This window comes from Winslowiella iniecta, from assembly GCF_001267535.1.
GTDB lineage: Bacteria > Pseudomonadota > Gammaproteobacteria > Enterobacterales > Enterobacteriaceae > Erwinia > Erwinia iniecta.
Genome location: NZ_JRXE01000017.1, coordinates 18,224 through 33,698, shown reverse-complemented (window position 1 = coordinate 33,698; position 15,475 = coordinate 18,224). Strand labels below are relative to the sequence as shown.

Below are 15,475 nucleotides of genomic sequence, written 5' to 3'. Positions count from 1 at the left end.
TAACCGTGGCAAAAATGAGCAGGGACGGCGGAAGCGCGTGGTGGCTTCCGCCGCTTTCAAACTGTCAGTTACGCCAGTCGTCGCTGGCTGCGCAACAACGCCCAGCCACTCAGCAGCGCCAGCAGCATCAGGTAATAGCTCGGTGCCAGACTGGTGCCGGTCGCCGTGATCAGCAAGCTGCAAATCAGCGGCGCGAAACCACCAAACACCGTGACGGCGACGTTGTAACTGATCGCCATACCACTGGCACGGGTTTCCACCGGAAACAGATCGGCCATTAACGACGGAACGGTAGAGAAATAGACCGATTTCAGCAATGCCATCCAGCCAACCAACAGTATCAGGGTAAGCGGTGTGGTGTGGTTAACCACCATGCTGAACGCCGGATAAATGGTTATCACTAACAGAATCAAGGAGCCCCACATCAGCGGCATACGCCCTATCTTTTCAGCCCACAGCCCCATCAATGGCGTGACCACCGTCAGAATCACCCCGGCTATCAGTGTGGCGGTAAAGGCCACCGATCCCGGCAGATACAGGTTTTTCGTGGCCCAGGTGGGTACATAGTTGAGCATATAGTTGATTGCAGTGGAGATAACCATCAGGCCAATCGCCAGCAACAACAGCTCTTTCTGCCGACCGGCCAGGGTTTTCAGCGGTGTGCGCGGGTTATCCCGCTGCGGCTTAAAGCTGGCAGGTTCATGCAGATGACGGCGAATATACAGACCAACCGGGCCAATAATCAGCCCGAAGGCAAACGGAATGCGCCAGCCCCACTCCTGAATCTGCGCCTCGCTTAACCAGTACGTCAGGCCAAGGCCAAAAGCCGAGGCCATCAGGGTACTCGCCCCCTGGGTGGCAAACTGCCAGCTGGCAATAAAGGCTTTACGCTCAGGGAAATGCTCGACTAAAAACGCGGTGGAACTGCCGAACTCGCCGCCAGCAGAAAAGCCCTGAATCAGTCGCGCCAGCAAAATCAGTAGCGGTGCGGCCAGCCCGATAGTGGCGTAAGTCGGCATAAAGGTAATGATCGCACCGCCAAGCAGCATCAGCGAGATCGACACCAACAACGCTTTTTTACGTCCTTCACGGTCGGCATAGGCTCCGAGTACCACCGCACCCAGCGGTCGGATAAGAAACGACACGCCAAAACTTCCCAGCGCCAGTAACAGCGAAACCGAAGCATCCTCGGTCGGGAAGAAAGCGTGGGCAATATAGTTAGCAAAGAAGCCATAAACCGCAATATCAAACCACTCCAGCGCATTGCCGATACAGGTTGCAAACAGCGTTTTATGCAGATTGGGTTTTGCCGGGCTGTAAACATGCTGCTGTTCCACGACGTCACTCATCATGCTGTCCCCTTCGATGCTTTATGTGCCTGATGCTGCGCAATCAACGCTGCACCCTGTTCCCCCAGATCCCAGAACAGCGCGGTCATCATCTGCAAACCCTCACGCGCAATGGATTTCAGCATATGTTCGTCGACCGCGTGCTGACCGCAGGCGGGATAGGAGTGCGGAATCCACAAAGTGGGTAAGCCAAGAATATCGGAGAATACGTCGTTTGGCAGTGAGCCGCCGAGATTAGGTAACAGCGCCGGTTTCTTGCCGCTGGTTTTATCCATTATCCCCAGCGCCCAGCCCACCAACGGATCGGTCGGATCGAGGCGGGTCGCGGGTGAACCGCGAAGAACCTCCACCTCGACGTTGCTGAACCCATGCAGCCGCAGATGCTCACTGACGTGATGCGCCAGATGCTGCCAGTCGGTTTCGACGACAAAACGTAGCTGACAAACGGCAGTGGCCTTGCCGGGAATGGCATTCATTGGCCGCGCCGGGTTGCCGGTGAGAAAAGAGAGCACTTCGAGGGTATTCCAGCCATACAGACGCTCGGCAGGCGACAGCCCCTCTGCACCCCAGCGGCTATCGATCTCAGGGTCGGTTTCACTGCCCGCCGGATCGATATCGCTGAGGATCTCGCACACCGCCGCACTGATTGCCGGGGGGTTCAGTGCTGCAACCTGCAACTGTCCTTTTTCATTGACCAGGCAGGCGACAGCGTTCGCCAGCTGCGTGCCGGGATTACTCAGCAGGCCGCCCCAGTTGCCGGAGTGATAATCTTTTGCCCGCGCGTTGATGCTTAGACGAAAATTAATGCAGCCGCGAGAACCGAGAAACAGAGTCGGACGCACAGCGTTAAGACGTGGGCCGTCAGAGGCAATAAACAGATCCGCTTTCAGCAGTTGCTGTTGCTGCTGACAAATTTCCGCCAGCCCCGGTGAACTGATCTCTTCTCCCATCTCAAACAGGAAAGTGCAGTTGAAACCCAGCTGACCACCACGTGCTTTATAAACCTGCTCCAGCGCGGCAATATTAATGCTGTGCTGTCCTTTATTGTCCGCACTGCCACGTGCATACCAGCGGTCGCCCTCTTCCACCAGCTGCCACGGCGTCAACCCGCTGCGCCAGTTTTCATCATCGCCGAACACCACATCGCCATGTCCGTAGCAGAGCATGGTGGGTAACTGCGGATTCTCGACGCGCGTGGCAATCAGAAACGGGCGGTTTTCAGCCTGCGGATTAGCAAACTGATGTAGTTTAAAACCTAATTCGCTGAGCGCCGGGGCAATCTCGTGATCAAGATAGCGCTGTAATTCGGCATCACGATCGTCGCGCTGACTTTCAGTGACCATCGCTACACGCCGTGCCAGTACTGATTTAAATTCCCCACTGTCGAAATACGCCGTTGCCAGCGCGACTGCTTGTTCACCTGTCATATTTTGCCTGTTGTGTTTGTCTGTTTTGTTATTGGAATCATCTAAGCTAAAATCACGCTTTGCCACAATTATAAATTTTTGAAACAATCGTTGCTTTAAAGGCAAAGCTCCGCTGCCCGATAACAAGGCATGCACCGTTATGAGGCAGGTCAATGCACAGCAGTGAAATTCGTTATTTTCTGGCAGTCGCTAACACCGGTTCGTTAAGTGCGGCCAGTGAGCAACTTTATGTCGCGGTCTCAGCGATAAGCCGCCAGATCCAGCGGCTGGAAGCGCGAATCGGCGTACCTTTGTTTGAACGTCATGCGCGCGGTATGATCCTGAATGAAGCCGGGCAGATTTTCGAAAATCACGTGCGCAAAAGTTTGCTGGATATGGAACATGCTATCGCTGAAATCAAAGGGCTGACCGCCGTGCGCCGCACGTTGATTCGCGTGGCCTGTACCGACGGTATGGCGTTTTATCTGTTACCCACCCTGTTCGCCCTGTTTCGCCAGCAGAATCCGGCGGTGACTTTCAGCCTGCAAGTGGGGAGCGGCAAACAAGTCGCAGACAGCGTTCGCGATGGCGAATGTGATGTGGCGTTCCAGTTCAGTTTACACCCGGAGCGCGGTGTCGATGTGATTGCCTCTTACGCCGCGCCGGTGCTGATTGTGATGAAACAGCAGCATCCGCTGGCACAGCAACAGGTGACGCTAAGCGATTTGGTCCATTATCCGGTCGCCTTGCCGGAATCAGGCACCACGGTGCGGCAGCTGTTCGATCTCGCCTGCCAGATGAGTGGGACCTTTATTGAGCCGGTGCTCACCTGCAACTACTTTTCCAGCCATTACAATTTTGTGCTCAATTCGCCACAGGCAATCACCCTGTGCAGTCATTTCACCGTCATGTATCAACCACAAGAACACGACCTGATACTGAAAAAATTTGGTGTCGAACAGCTTAGCCAGCGAACCTTACAGATTCAGACCCCGCCAGGTCGCCAGCACAGTGCGGCACTGCGCTTGTTTTTACAATTTGCCAGCAGCGAGTTGAAACAACAAAGCGAAGTGGCACAGCGCCAGTTCGGCTTTTGATCGCCGAAAGCAAAGCCGTGCGGACTGCAACAGACAGTTAATGACGCCAATACATTGCGCTGAAGAAGTTAATCAGACTAAAAACTGCCAGCGGCAATCATCGGCGACGATGGTTAATTTCCGTTGTTATTGACCAACAATCATTAAGTAATCAATTAACTCACCAGTGCCAATCATCAGGGGGTGAAAACCGATCAAAGTTTCAACTGTTAATGCCACAAAATATTAATAAAATTATAATATTCATCCTTAACTAAAGCAGCTATTCACTTTCGCTTACTTACCTCAGGTAATTTTTACCCGACCTCGCACGTGACCAATGCCGCTAACTGCCTGATTCAGAATGATCTTATCCGCTGACAGAGTTGAAAACTTGTTGACCTATCAATATCTTAGCCTGCCATAACATAAGTTTTATAAAACAATCCGTACAAAAACAAACACATTGCGACATAAAAATGCCCGCTGATTCTGAAAAATAAATCAAAACGCTGAGTTTGCTCAAAGATTATGTAATCAAACGTACACCAGGGCTTATCGAATTATTTACTTGCCTCCCCCTTAATGATAAAGTTCTTTTAAGGGTATGTAAAAATGCTGCAGGAAATAATTAACTTAGGAACTATCAAAATGTTAAAAATATTCGATGTAAACTACAACTTGCTGTCCGACAACAGGTCCGAGGAGTTATTTACACTAAGAAAGAAAACATTCAAGGATCGCCTGGACTGGATAGTTAATTGCGAAAACAACATGGAGTTCGATGAATATGACAATAGTCATACCACCTATTTATTTGGTGTTTATCAAAACCTGGTAATTTGTAGCATCCGGTTTATTGAAACCAAATACCACAACATGATAACCGGTACATTTAAATCCTACTTTAATAATATAGAACTTCCACAGGGAAACTATGTTGATGCCAGCAGGCTGTTTATCGATAAAGAACGCGCCAGAACACTGGGTATCAGCCAGCAACCTATCAGTACTATACTTTTTTTATCGATGATCAATTACAGTCGGCATGCTGGTCATGAAGGGATTTTTGCCATTGTCAGCCACCCGATGTTTATTATTTTTAAACGCTCCGGATGGCTTATTTCAGTGGTCGAGCAGGGCTTATCAGAAAAGAATGAGAAAATTTACTTAATTTTTATGCCGGTAGATGACCATAATCAGCGCATCCTCATCGAACGGATAAAGAAAGAAAACTCTTTATCAGACAATCAGTTAGCTTCATGGCCATTATCGTTTGGCGTCAGGCAGCACCGGTCTGATAAGCTGCAGCTCAATGCCCAGCCTTATGGCATGCTTGGCGTTAGTAACACCTAATTTTTTTACAGCATTGCCGATATGGAACTTCACTGTGCTCAGTTTTATCCCAAGGATAAGGGCGATTTCCTGATAGGTTTTCCCCATGCTTGCCCAGTAGATAATTTCATTTTCACGCTTAGAAAATATCTCTTTATCTATTTTTTCATTTTCGGCAATGCTGTTAACTTCTTGATAGAGTAATAGCAGTTTTTCATGTGCTGTGATCAACAGCATCTGAAGTTCTGATTTGCTTTTTACAATTTTCTCTTCCATATTATCACCGCTGTGCTTATCGATAATAATAGAGAGCACAACCAGGTTATGGTTCTGGTCGTGAAGCACAAAGGTATAACCGTTGATAAAATCATAATTACGTGCCATATCGAAAATCTTGGGGATTTTCAGACCGGATTTGATGGCAATGTTTTCATCCCAGGAAAATGGCGACACTCTGTGTGAGGCGGTGATAAGAACCGGGTCGATAAACTGGTAATTATTTTCCGTATAAATCTGGAACCATTCCATACGGTTTGAGATGATGGTGAACTGTGCCGGGTTCTTCTTATTCATTATGGCATAGGCATACTCGATGTTCTGATAACCATCCAGTTTCCTTTCCAGATAATCCTTTATCGTATTGTTAATAAATTCATTATTGAAGAATAGATTAGACACTCACTCCTCCGCTTATCGCCCATGACAGTCCTTAACAAGGAGGTGAAGTATAACATAAACAAAACTTTAGTATATTAAAAAAATTCCTATAATTTTTTATGCAATACTTTTTACAATAATAATATTTTAATAATTTATTATCTCTCGATATTAATTATCTCTCGCCGCCGGAAAGAAATTTGCAAGCCCCCACGGTTTGCCATTGGGTTAATCAGATATTTCCTTTTATAACTTTTAACGGTGAAATTTGTAAAAAATCTTTTCGCTATCAGTAAAATCAGCCAATGTTAATCTTACCCACTGAGGTTTACGCGTGCCCGCGCATGCTTTACCCTGGCGAAACAGCCTGTATCCCCCTTTAAAAACCTTCGATTTGACAGGCATCCGCAGATGATTAATCCGACACATTGACAGCGCATTTAATGAAAATCGACAATAAAGAAATTTATCACTTTATTGGCGTAAACGGTGTGATGAAAAATGACCACCCCTCTGACATCATCAGTGTTTTACCTTAAATTTCATGAGGTTATGATAATAGCCCCTTATCAACTTCATATTCACCGAAGATAATCCTTACTTTCTCCCGGCGGAAGTATCCGTGCAATTTTCGATCTCCCTCTCTTCACATGGACAGCTTTTATTACCTGACTAATTGTTTCCCCATAAATTAAAAATAACCGCCTTTCCTGTTTACAGCTGGCACAACTTATTAGTTCATCACCGTGCATAAATAAAAGTACAGTGCTTACCTATACCTAAGTCCAACTAGTTTTAATCGATAAGATCATTTAAAGTCTTTTCCATAGACAGCCAGACAGTTAATAAAGCTGCAGATAATCACCATTGAAAATCTGTTCTTGCTGAAACAGATTGACGGACAATCCTGCACCAGGGAAACTTTTGTCCATTGTTATATTTGTCGCTGGTCTGGAGCTGCTGATATAAAGCGTTAACGCTTAAAAAATAAAAGCTCCGGACTAACGACCTCTTCTGCTGTTGCCTTTATCATCGATTTACTTACCATTCTAAATCTGAATAACTCGTGATTCGCCACCCACTCCAGATTTCCCGTACAGGAAACCGGCCCTTCCCGTTGCGGAAAGAGCCATTTCGCTTACTTTAACTCCACCTGCCAGAAGATATGCTTACCAAAGGGGTCGACCTCGTAGCCTGATACCTCTTTGCGTACCGGTTCGAAGATGGTTGAATGTGCAATCATTACTGCCGGTGCCTGCTCATGCATAATTTTCTGTGCCTGCAGGTACAGCGCCGTACGTTTGTTCTGATCCTGTTCTGCCCGCGCTTCGGTAATCAGCTGCTCAAACGGCTGGTAGCACCATTTCGCCGAGTTGGAACCGCCCTTCGCTGATGTGCAGCTAAACAGCGGACCAAAGAAGTTATCCGGGTCACCGGTTGCGGTTGTCCAGCCCATCAGTGCCGCCTGATGTTCACCATTTTTTACCCTTTTCAGGTACTCGCCCCACTCAAAGCTGACGATATTGGCCTTGATACCCACTTTTGCCCAGTCAGCCTGAATCATTTCCGCCATTCTGCGCGCATTCGGGTTATAGGGACGCTGCACCGGCATCGCCCAGAGATCGATAGTCGTTCCCTCAGGCAGGCCAGCGGCTTTCAGCAGCGCTTTAGCTTGCTCAGGATCGTAATCGTAATCTTTGAGATCTTTGTCTGCACTCCAGACGCCTGGCGGCAGCAGATTTTTTGCTACCGTGCCGGTTCCCTGGAATACCGCCGCAATAATTGCAGGCTTATTGATCGCCATCGTCAGCGCCTGACGGACTTTGACGTTATCGAGTGGGGCTTTCTGAGTGTTAAATGACAGGAAACCGGTGTTCAGTCCCGCCTTCTGCATCAGCGCGATATCTTTATTTTGCTCCATGCGCTTCAGATCTGCCGGATTAGGGAAAGGCATGACCTGACACTCATTTTTTTCCAGTTTGGCGTAGCGCACCGACGCGTCTGGCGTGATGGAGAACACGATGCGATCCAGCTTCGCTTTACCCTGCCAGTATTCCGGGAAGGCTTTATATAAAATGCGCGAATCTTTCTGATATTGCACCAGCTGGAACGGCCCGGTGCCGATTGGCTCCATATCTACTTTCTCTGGCGTACCAGCCTTTTGCATCACATCAGCATATTCCGCTGAGTGAATCGAGGCAAAGTACCACGCCAGATCCGCGAGGAATGGCGCTTCAGCATGTGACAAGCTAAAGCGCACAGTGTGGTCGTCCACTTTATCAATCGCGGTAATCAATGAACCAAACTCGAGACTTTCAAAGTTGGTATATGCGCCGCCGGATATTTTGTGATAGGGGTTGTTGGGATCCTTCTGGCGCATGAAAGAAAAAATCACATCATCGGCATTGAAATCACGCGTGGGGGTAAAACTTTTATTGCTGTGGAACTTCACGCCCTGGCGCAGATGAAAGGTATACACTTTTCCGTCCGGGCTAATATCCCAGCGTTCTGCCAGGCTCGGAGTCAGCTCAGTGGTACCGACTTTAAAATCAACCAGCCGGTTAAATACCGGTACCGCGCTGGCATCAACGCTGGTGCCGGAAGTGTAAATTTGTGGATTAAAGTTTTCAGGCGAACCTTCCGAGCAAAATACCAATGTTTTTGCCGAAACCGTTGATGCTAGCGCCAGCGTCAGTGCCGCCACAGCAAACCGTGTAACCGTTTTTTTCATCTCCATCCTCGCTTTTTATTGACTTCAACACGACCTGGTGAGTAAAACAAATTTACATCTGTTTAATAAATAACATGATTTGGCATCTTACAGAACAACTCATCGGTTTCACTAATAAGGAAGCGTTATGCATCAGCATCTGGCCAGCCAGTTAACCCAACGTTTTTATCGCTATCTGGCGGTCACCAGCCAGAGCGACGCCTCGGCAACGGTACTCCCCAGCACGCCACAACAGCATGATATGGCGAAACTGCTGGCCGAAGAGCTGCGTGCGCTGGGTTTGCAGCAGGTGGTCATTGACGACTACGCCACCGTGACTGCGGTGAAACCGGGCAATTGCCCTGCCGCAGCGCGCATCGGTTTTATCACCCATATTGATACAGTTGATGTCGGATTATCACCGGATATTCATCCGCAAACGCTGCGATTTGAGGGTAACGATCTGTGCCTGAATGCAGAGCAGGACATCTGGCTGCGCACCGCCGAACACCCGGAAATTCTCGCTTACCGCGATCAGGATATTATTTTCAGCGACGGTACCAGCGTGCTGGGTGCGGATAACAAAGCGGCAGTCACGGTGGTAATGACGCTGATGGAAAATCTTACCGGCGACCATGGCGATATTGTGGTGGCTTTTGTACCAGACGAAGAGATTGGTTTGCGTGGCGCAAAAGCGCTGGATCTGAAAAGCCGCTTTGACGTCGATTTTGCTTATACCATCGACTGCTGCGAACTGGGTGAAGTAGTTTATGAAAACTTCAACGCCGCAGCAGCTGAGATTCGGCTGACTGGCGTCACCGCCCATCCAATGTCCGGCAAAGGGGTGCTGGTCAACCCGCTGTTGATGGCGCAAGACTTTATCAGCCATTTCGACCGGCGGGAGACACCGGAGCATACTGAAGGCCGCGAGGGATACGTCTGGTTTAACGATCTGATCGCCAATGCCAATGATGCGCGTCTGAAAGCTTCCATCCGCGATTTCGACCTGGCAAGTTTTGCCCAGCGTAAGCAGAAAATAGCCGAGGTGGCAGCGATAATTGCCGAACAGTATCCGACCGGTAAAGTGGAATTCAGCATCACTGATACTTACAGCAATATTAGTAATGCCATTACTGACGATCGCCGGGCAATTGATCTGATCTTTGCGGCGCTGAAGCAGCTGGATATTGAACCGAAGGTGATTCCAATGCGCGGCGGGACCGATGGTGCGGCGCTGTCAGCAAAAGGATTACTGACGCCAAATTTCTTTACCGGCGCGCATAATTTTCACTCGAAGTTTGAGTTCTTGCCGGTGCCGTCGTTTGTGAAGTCGTATCTGGTCGCCGAAAAGATCTGCCTGCTGGCGGCGAAATAATTTGATAAGCGGCGGTGAGAATACCGCCGTCGTACCGGGGATGAGCACCCTGCGTACCATCTAAACGGGAGCCGAAAACGGCTCCCCAGGGGATATCAGAAAGAAACCCATTGGTCGCTGTTTTTGCCTGCAACAGCAGGTTTTACACTGGCAGCCTGAGTCACGGATGGCTTACTGACGGCTGACGTGGTGGTGTGACTGTCTGACAGACGGAATTTCGCTACCGAGCTTTGCAGTGCTTCGGTCTGACGTTCGAGCGCGCTGGCGGCGGCAGAAACCTGCTCAACCAGTGAAGCGTTTTGCTGGGTCACACTGTCCATTTCAGAAATCGCGCTGCCCACCTGCGAAATACCCTTGCTCTGCTCTGCCGAGGCAGCAGCAATCTGCTTCATGATTTCAGTGACGTCAGTTACTGCTTTCAGGATTTCGCTCATGGTGGCACCGGCTTCATTCACCAGCCGCGAACCGCTGTCGACCCGCTGCACCGAATCTGCAATCAGCCCTTCAATCTCTTTTGCCGCTCCGGCGCTGCGCTGCGCCAGATTACGTACTTCACTGGCGACCACCGCAAAGCCGCGCCCCTGTTCTCCGGCGCGCGCCGCTTCTACCGCCGCATTTAGCGCCAGAATATTGGTCTGGAAGGCAATGCTGTTAATCACATGGGTGATTTCAGCGATTTTATGGGAACTGCCGGATATACCCTGCATGGTGGTGACCACCTCGTTGACCAGCTTGCCGCCTTTTCCGGCAGTGGCCGAAGCATTATCCGCCAGCTCGCTGGCCTGACGCGCATTATCAGCATTCAATTTCACCGTCGCGGTCAGTTGCTCCATGCTGGCGGCGGTTTGTTCCAGTGCTGCCGCCTGCTCTTCGGTACGCGAAGAGAGATCGTTGTTACCGGAGGAGATTTCTGCCGCGCCACGCCAGATATTCTCAGTTCCGCCACGAATCGCCCCCACCGCATCGCGCAGGCTATCCTGCATCGTCCGTAATAACGGCACCAGTTTGCCAACGCAGTTACGCCCCATATCGCTCACCGGCTGGCTGAGATCGCCTTCCGCAATGGTGCGAAAATGTTCACGAATACGATCCAGCGGGCGCACCAGCATATTGACCAGATAGCGATCGGTAAACAGCAAAATCATCAGCCCGACAATCACGGCAATAACAATAATGATTTTGGTCATCAACGTCAGATGATCGACGTTCACCCGGGTGTTATCGAGCATCTCTCCTGCCGCAAGATTAAACTTTTCGGCTCTGGCACCAAAGGCACGACTCAGTGCGGGTGTGATATTACGCGACTGCTGACGATAAGCATCCAGCGTCGGTTGCTGTGCCGCCTGCATTTGCGGCACCACACCCTGTTCCAGCAGTTTTTGCCAGCTGTCGATCACGCCATTTACCACGCCAGAATCGATTGGCCCCGGAGCCAGTTGCCGAAAATCACTCAGTAGCGCGCGCATATTATCGAGCGATTTTTGCACTGACGCCAGATCGCCAGGGTTCTCTGCTGCGCCATTCTGCCTGGCCTCAATCAGTCGCGACAGGCGCGTAACAAAGCGGAAATATTGATCGTTGCCCTTACTCAGCACATTCATCTGGCTGACAATATGACGATCGACTTCATTACCTTTTCCCAGTGCGTTCAGCGAGTAAACGCTGTACATGCCGACTCCGATCCATAACAAACAGAACAGACCCAGGATCCACAGCATCACTGCGCGGATTGTGAAATTTTTTAAAAAGTTCATAACTGCTCCAAATCGGTTATCACCGGTTATCCCGGCCCTATAAGTACCGGACTTCAGTAACCGTTATCGGCAGTTGCAGCGGAAAATTTTAGGGGGATTAGCACGAAAAATTCTTGTGTATCAAAACCTTAATTTCAATGCGGAGTTAAATAACTTGTTGCTGTACAACAACTTTTTACTGATCAGCGCTGACAACTGATTGGCCGAACTAATCAGTTCAGCCAGTCAGCACCGTTTAACGGCTGCCCGGCTAATTTAGTCGCACCAGCGTACGCATCATCAGTCGAAAAATCTGCATTCTGCGCTTCATAAAGCGCTTTTCAATGCGGATCTCTGGCCGATGAAAGTCACCAAAGCGCAGCGTACTGTCGTCGGCGGGATGCCAGGCGGGCCATGGCACTGCGCCAGCGATATGGCGCGAGTGCGGCGTGATGTCCCGCGCAAAATTCAGCCAGTATTCACTCACCTGCCAGGCAAACTGACGGTCGTTATCGGTAAATGGCCGATCGCTGCCAGCATCCATATTACTCAGGGTATCCAGCACATAAGGCACCTCATTACCATGCCATGTGCCATTGAGGTAAAGATCGCGCGCATTTTCCGAGACATAATCAAAGTAGTAGCGCCAGCCAGGCACCCCGGCGCGGTGCTGCGCCAGTACCGCCACATAGCCCATGGTGGTAAACGCAATATCACGCGCCACCTGGCGGCCAAGCGACTCATCGTCAGCAGCGGTATACAGCCATTTCATCAGCCGATAAGCCAGCTTATGTTGACGGCGAATACCGGCGATGGACTGTGCGGCATCCACACCAAAAAACGCCAGCACACTGGCTTCATCACTGTTGCTGCCAATCATCAATGGATATTTGTGCTGGCGCGCGCGGTTAAACACCTCCAGCGACGCGACCGGCAGTACCCGATCGCCCGTAATCGGCACCGGCCCCTGAGCCAGCGGATTTTCCAGCGGCCAGAAATCTTCCGCAGGCAGTGCGCGCAGCTGCTCCGCCGTTGCGGCGGTCAGACTGAAATGGCGGCCAATCGCCTCGCCCATTTTCAGCGCCTTGTGGCGCGGCATATCCGGCAAGGAATAGGCGCTCTGCACAATGCCTTTATGGAACAACCCTTCAGCCAGCGGAGAACAGAACAGCGACAGCACGCTGCGCCCGCCGGAAGATTCGCCCATAATTGTTACATTGGCGCAATCGCCGCCGAAAGCAGCAATATTACGCTGAACCCACTGAAGTGCAGCTATCTGATCCAGCAGCGCAAAATTATTGACTACCTCACCCGCCGGGTATTCCGCATCCAGCGCCGGGTGCGCAAAAAAGCCAAGATGGCCGAGGCGATAATTCAGTGTGACCAGCACCACACCGCGCGAAGCCAGCGGCGCGCCATGATAGGGTGCCAGCCCGCCCGCACCAATCGTAAAGCCGCCGCCGTGGATCCACACCATCACTGGCAGCGGCTGCGACGGCTGGACGTCAGGAGTCCAGACATTCAGATACAGACAATCTTCACTAAACTCTCCCGGATCGCCGCCGCCCGCCATCAGGCAATATTCCCGGTTCTGCCAGCTTGAGTTTCCCCACTGGGTCGCATCGCGAGACTGCTGCCAGGGTTCTACCGCGGCCGGTGCGCGCCAGCGTAATGGCCCGACTGGCGGTGCCGCGTAAGGGATCCCTTTGAACACCAAAATGTCATCTTCCTGCGTGCCGCGCAGCTCACCCTCGGCGGTTTTTATCGTTAATCGTGGATCATTATTCATTAATTTTTCCGTGGTCCATTGCGCTTCTGATAGCGGCAGCTAACGGATCATTCTCCATATTTCAGCGCTGCACGCGAATAAAAATGCCGCATCAATCAATTTTCTGAATGAGTTCATCAAGTAAATTGAATATTATCCTGGCGTTAAATTGCCTACATTCTTAACAACACGAAAAAAGGAATAAATCATGTTTAGCGCGATCAATAACGGTTTTACCCGCATTTTTGATCATCCGGACTTCGGCAAACTGCTTCTGCGCCTGACTTTTGGCATCTTATTGCTGTTTCATGGCGCAGCGAAGATTCAACACGGTGTCGGCTGGATTGCCAGTATGCTGGCTGCTCATGGTTTACCTGGATTCATTGCCTACGGTGCCTGGATCGGGGAAATAGTTGCGCCAGTCATGGTGATTATCGGTCTGATGACGCGCCCTGCGGCGTTTGTTATCGCGGTAAACATGGTGGTTGCAACGTTGCTGGTGAAGACAGGCGCTTTCTGGTCACGTACTGATGTTGGTGCGTGGGCTCTGGAAACGGAAGCGCTCTATTTCTTCGGTGGCGTGATTATCATGCTGCTCGGAGCCGGGAAATATACGTTAATTCGTAACCCGCGCCTGCAATAGTCATTATAAAAATAGCCAAGGGTCAGTGAATAACTGACCCTTTTTTTATGTCGCTCTACAGCAAACCGCAGCGTAGTTTGCTGGAACGTTCGCGCTGCGCATAAAGCTCAATTTCATCATACACCTGCGCGCCCAGCGCCTGCTCAAACTGCTGACGGCTGGCCTGCCCCTGCGACCGCGCTTTGCTTTCGCTGCCAAGGTTAGACTGGAAAATGCCGGCGGCACTGACCGGCAGAAAGTCCTCATAAATAATCGGATCGGCCTTCAGTAGCCCCTGCGTCAGTAGGCTTTCAATATCACTGGCGGGTGTGATTTGCTGGTTTTCTCCTGCTGGCGTGCGGCGATACTCAAACCATGCCAGCTGCTGCTGGCGCAGGCTGGCTTCATCATCCGGAAAATCACTAAATACGTCGCTGAGATGCTGCTGATGTTGCTGGTTATCACTGCCACTGCCGGCCTGTGCCAGCAAACGATCATACAATTCGCGGCCTTTATGGGTCAGCGCCACGCCACGCTGTTCGATCTCGCCAAAACGTGCAGTATGCGTGCCCTGATGGCTGTCACGAAAACGTACCGGTTCATTCAGCGCCTTAAAACTGGTCTGGCGTAACAGAATCGGCACCGCACGGCGCGGCGGCCCTTCGATAATCGCTTTCGGCGTAATCCCGTGCTGCGGCATCAGCGTCTGCACGCGGTCAATGTCCAGCGTGCGCGGCGTCAGGTGATTAATATGGCAACCGGGGAAGCACACCACATCGGCAATCAGCCGATGCTGATCGCTAAGTGCCTGATAAGTGGCGCTGTCGACGGTGGTTTGCTGATGCCAGCGGAACGTTTCCAGCACCTGCTCCACAAACTCTGCCGCCTGCTGCGCATCAAATCCGCCCTGCTGCTGATGCAGCGCCACCAGCTGGCGACAGCGTGCAGTAAAAATATCGCGGGCAGCGAGGATCTCACTGGCCTGCTGCCGCAACGCCTGATCTTCAATCAGCTCCAGCCGTAGCAATGAGGTAAACAGGCGGAACGGGTTGCGGCGCAGGGCAGCATCATCAATCGGGCGAAAGGCGGTGGAATGCACCGGCACCCCTGCCTGTGATAAATCATAATAGCCAACCGGATACATACCCATAATGGCAAACAGCTGGCGCAGCATACTCAGCTCGGCGGCAGTACCGACCCGGATAGCGCCATGGCGTTCAACGCTCAGTCGCGCCAGTTCGTCGGCTTCAGTCAGGCGCTGCGCCAGCGGCGGATCGGCCTGCAATACCTGCTGATTGACCTCTGCCACCAGCCGGAGCAAGGTGCCATATTGCGGCACTTCCTGCTGATACATGGCCGACATCGCCTGCGAAAAGCGCTCACGAATGCTGTCTGCACTGACCCAACGGTTTTCCATCGTCATTATCCTGTTGCCGTATTTACC

11 protein-coding genes are annotated in these 15,475 nt (G+C 51.0%); 4 read left to right on the top strand and 7 right to left on the bottom strand.

The window, feature by feature from the left end:
- Window positions 1–68 precede the first annotated feature (68 nt).
- The gene (locus tag NG42_RS13065) at window positions 69–1,349 is read right to left on the bottom strand and encodes an MFS transporter (RefSeq protein WP_052899960.1); all 1,281 of its coding nucleotides are present in this window, start codon (window positions 1,347–1,349) and stop codon (window positions 69–71) included.
- Window positions 1,349–2,776 (bottom strand): M20 family metallopeptidase, encoded by a 1,428-nt coding sequence (locus NG42_RS13060; protein ID WP_052899898.1) that lies wholly within the window; start codon window positions 2,774–2,776, stop codon window positions 1,349–1,351. The genes NG42_RS13065 and NG42_RS13060 overlap by 1 nt, the downstream gene beginning before the upstream one ends.
- Before the next feature lie 152 nt (window positions 2,777–2,928).
- On the opposite strand from NG42_RS13060, the gene NG42_RS13055 reads away from it, so the two are divergent.
- Together NG42_RS13055 and NG42_RS13050 are read left to right on the top strand one after the other, a co-directional pair.
- Window positions 2,929–3,852 (top strand): LysR family transcriptional regulator, encoded by a 924-nt coding sequence (locus tag NG42_RS13055; RefSeq protein WP_052899897.1) that lies wholly within the window; start codon window positions 2,929–2,931, stop codon window positions 3,850–3,852.
- Between the two features lie 630 nt (window positions 3,853–4,482).
- On the top strand, window positions 4,483–5,187 hold the full coding sequence (locus NG42_RS13050) for an acyl-homoserine-lactone synthase (protein ID WP_053115655.1): 705 nt from the start codon (window positions 4,483–4,485) through the stop codon (window positions 5,185–5,187).
- On the opposite strand, the gene NG42_RS13045 is transcribed toward NG42_RS13050, so the two are convergent.
- Both NG42_RS13045 and NG42_RS13040 read right to left on the bottom strand, forming a co-directional pair.
- Window positions 5,101–5,844 (bottom strand): helix-turn-helix transcriptional regulator, encoded by a 744-nt coding sequence (locus NG42_RS13045; RefSeq protein WP_052899896.1) that lies wholly within the window; start codon window positions 5,842–5,844, stop codon window positions 5,101–5,103. The genes NG42_RS13050 and NG42_RS13045 overlap by 87 nt on opposite strands.
- 1,117 nt (window positions 5,845–6,961) lie before the next feature.
- Window positions 6,962–8,554, bottom strand: a complete 1,593-nt coding sequence (locus tag NG42_RS13040; RefSeq protein WP_052899895.1) for an ABC transporter substrate-binding protein — start codon at window positions 8,552–8,554, stop codon at window positions 6,962–6,964.
- Window positions 8,555–8,681: 127 nt separating this feature from the next.
- On the opposite strand from NG42_RS13040, the gene pepT reads away from it, so the two are divergent.
- Window positions 8,682–9,908, top strand: a complete 1,227-nt coding sequence (pepT, locus tag NG42_RS13035; RefSeq protein ID WP_052899894.1) for a peptidase T — start codon at window positions 8,682–8,684, stop codon at window positions 9,906–9,908.
- A 95-nt stretch (window positions 9,909–10,003) separates the two neighbouring features.
- Here the strand turns inward: pepT and NG42_RS13030 are convergent, their stop codons facing one another.
- Together NG42_RS13030 and NG42_RS13025 are read right to left on the bottom strand one after the other, a co-directional pair.
- Window positions 10,004–11,662 carry a methyl-accepting chemotaxis protein gene (locus NG42_RS13030; protein ID WP_052899893.1) on the bottom strand — a complete coding sequence of 553 codons (1,659 nt, stop codon included), beginning with the start codon at window positions 11,660–11,662 and terminating at the stop codon, window positions 10,004–10,006.
- Between the two features lie 250 nt (window positions 11,663–11,912).
- The gene (locus tag NG42_RS13025; protein WP_052899892.1) at window positions 11,913–13,430 is read right to left on the bottom strand and encodes a carboxylesterase/lipase family protein; all 1,518 of its coding nucleotides are present in this window, start codon (window positions 13,428–13,430) and stop codon (window positions 11,913–11,915) included.
- Between the two features lie 187 nt (window positions 13,431–13,617).
- On the opposite strand from NG42_RS13025, the gene NG42_RS13020 reads away from it, so the two are divergent.
- On the top strand, window positions 13,618–14,052 hold the full coding sequence (locus NG42_RS13020; RefSeq protein ID WP_052899890.1) for a DoxX family protein: 435 nt from the start codon (window positions 13,618–13,620) through the stop codon (window positions 14,050–14,052).
- A gap of 55 nt (window positions 14,053–14,107) precedes the next feature.
- Here NG42_RS13020 and hglS read toward each other — a convergent pair whose 3' ends face one another.
- Complete coding sequence (gene hglS, locus NG42_RS13015) at window positions 14,108–15,448, bottom strand: 2-oxoadipate dioxygenase/decarboxylase HglS (RefSeq protein ID WP_052899888.1); 1,341 nt, start codon at window positions 15,446–15,448, stop codon at window positions 14,108–14,110.
- Window positions 15,449–15,475 lie beyond the last annotated feature (27 nt).

What these genes read in the sequence shown, in the direction of transcription:
- NG42_RS13025 (WP_052899892.1), bottom strand. Translation starts at nt 13,430, where the DNA reads ATGAATAATGATCCACGATTAACGATAAAAACCGCCGAGGGTGAGCTG.
- NG42_RS13040 (WP_052899895.1), bottom strand. Translation starts at nt 8,554, where the DNA reads ATGAAAAAAACGGTTACACGGTTTGCTGTGGCGGCACTGACGCTGGCG.
- hglS (WP_052899888.1), bottom strand. Translation starts at nt 15,448, where the DNA reads ATGGAAAACCGTTGGGTCAGTGCAGACAGCATTCGTGAGCGCTTTTCG.
- NG42_RS13020 (WP_052899890.1), top strand. Translation starts at nt 13,618, where the DNA reads ATGTTTAGCGCGATCAATAACGGTTTTACCCGCATTTTTGATCATCCG.
- pepT (WP_052899894.1), top strand. Translation starts at nt 8,682, where the DNA reads ATGCATCAGCATCTGGCCAGCCAGTTAACCCAACGTTTTTATCGCTAT.
- NG42_RS13065 (WP_052899960.1), bottom strand. Translation starts at nt 1,349, where the DNA reads ATGAGTGACGTCGTGGAACAGCAGCATGTTTACAGCCCGGCAAAACCC.
- NG42_RS13055 (WP_052899897.1), top strand. Translation starts at nt 2,929, where the DNA reads ATGCACAGCAGTGAAATTCGTTATTTTCTGGCAGTCGCTAACACCGGT.
- NG42_RS13050 (WP_053115655.1), top strand. Translation starts at nt 4,483, where the DNA reads ATGTTAAAAATATTCGATGTAAACTACAACTTGCTGTCCGACAACAGG.
- NG42_RS13030 (WP_052899893.1), bottom strand. Translation starts at nt 11,662, where the DNA reads ATGAACTTTTTAAAAAATTTCACAATCCGCGCAGTGATGCTGTGGATC.
- NG42_RS13060 (WP_052899898.1), bottom strand. Translation starts at nt 2,776, where the DNA reads ATGACAGGTGAACAAGCAGTCGCGCTGGCAACGGCGTATTTCGACAGT.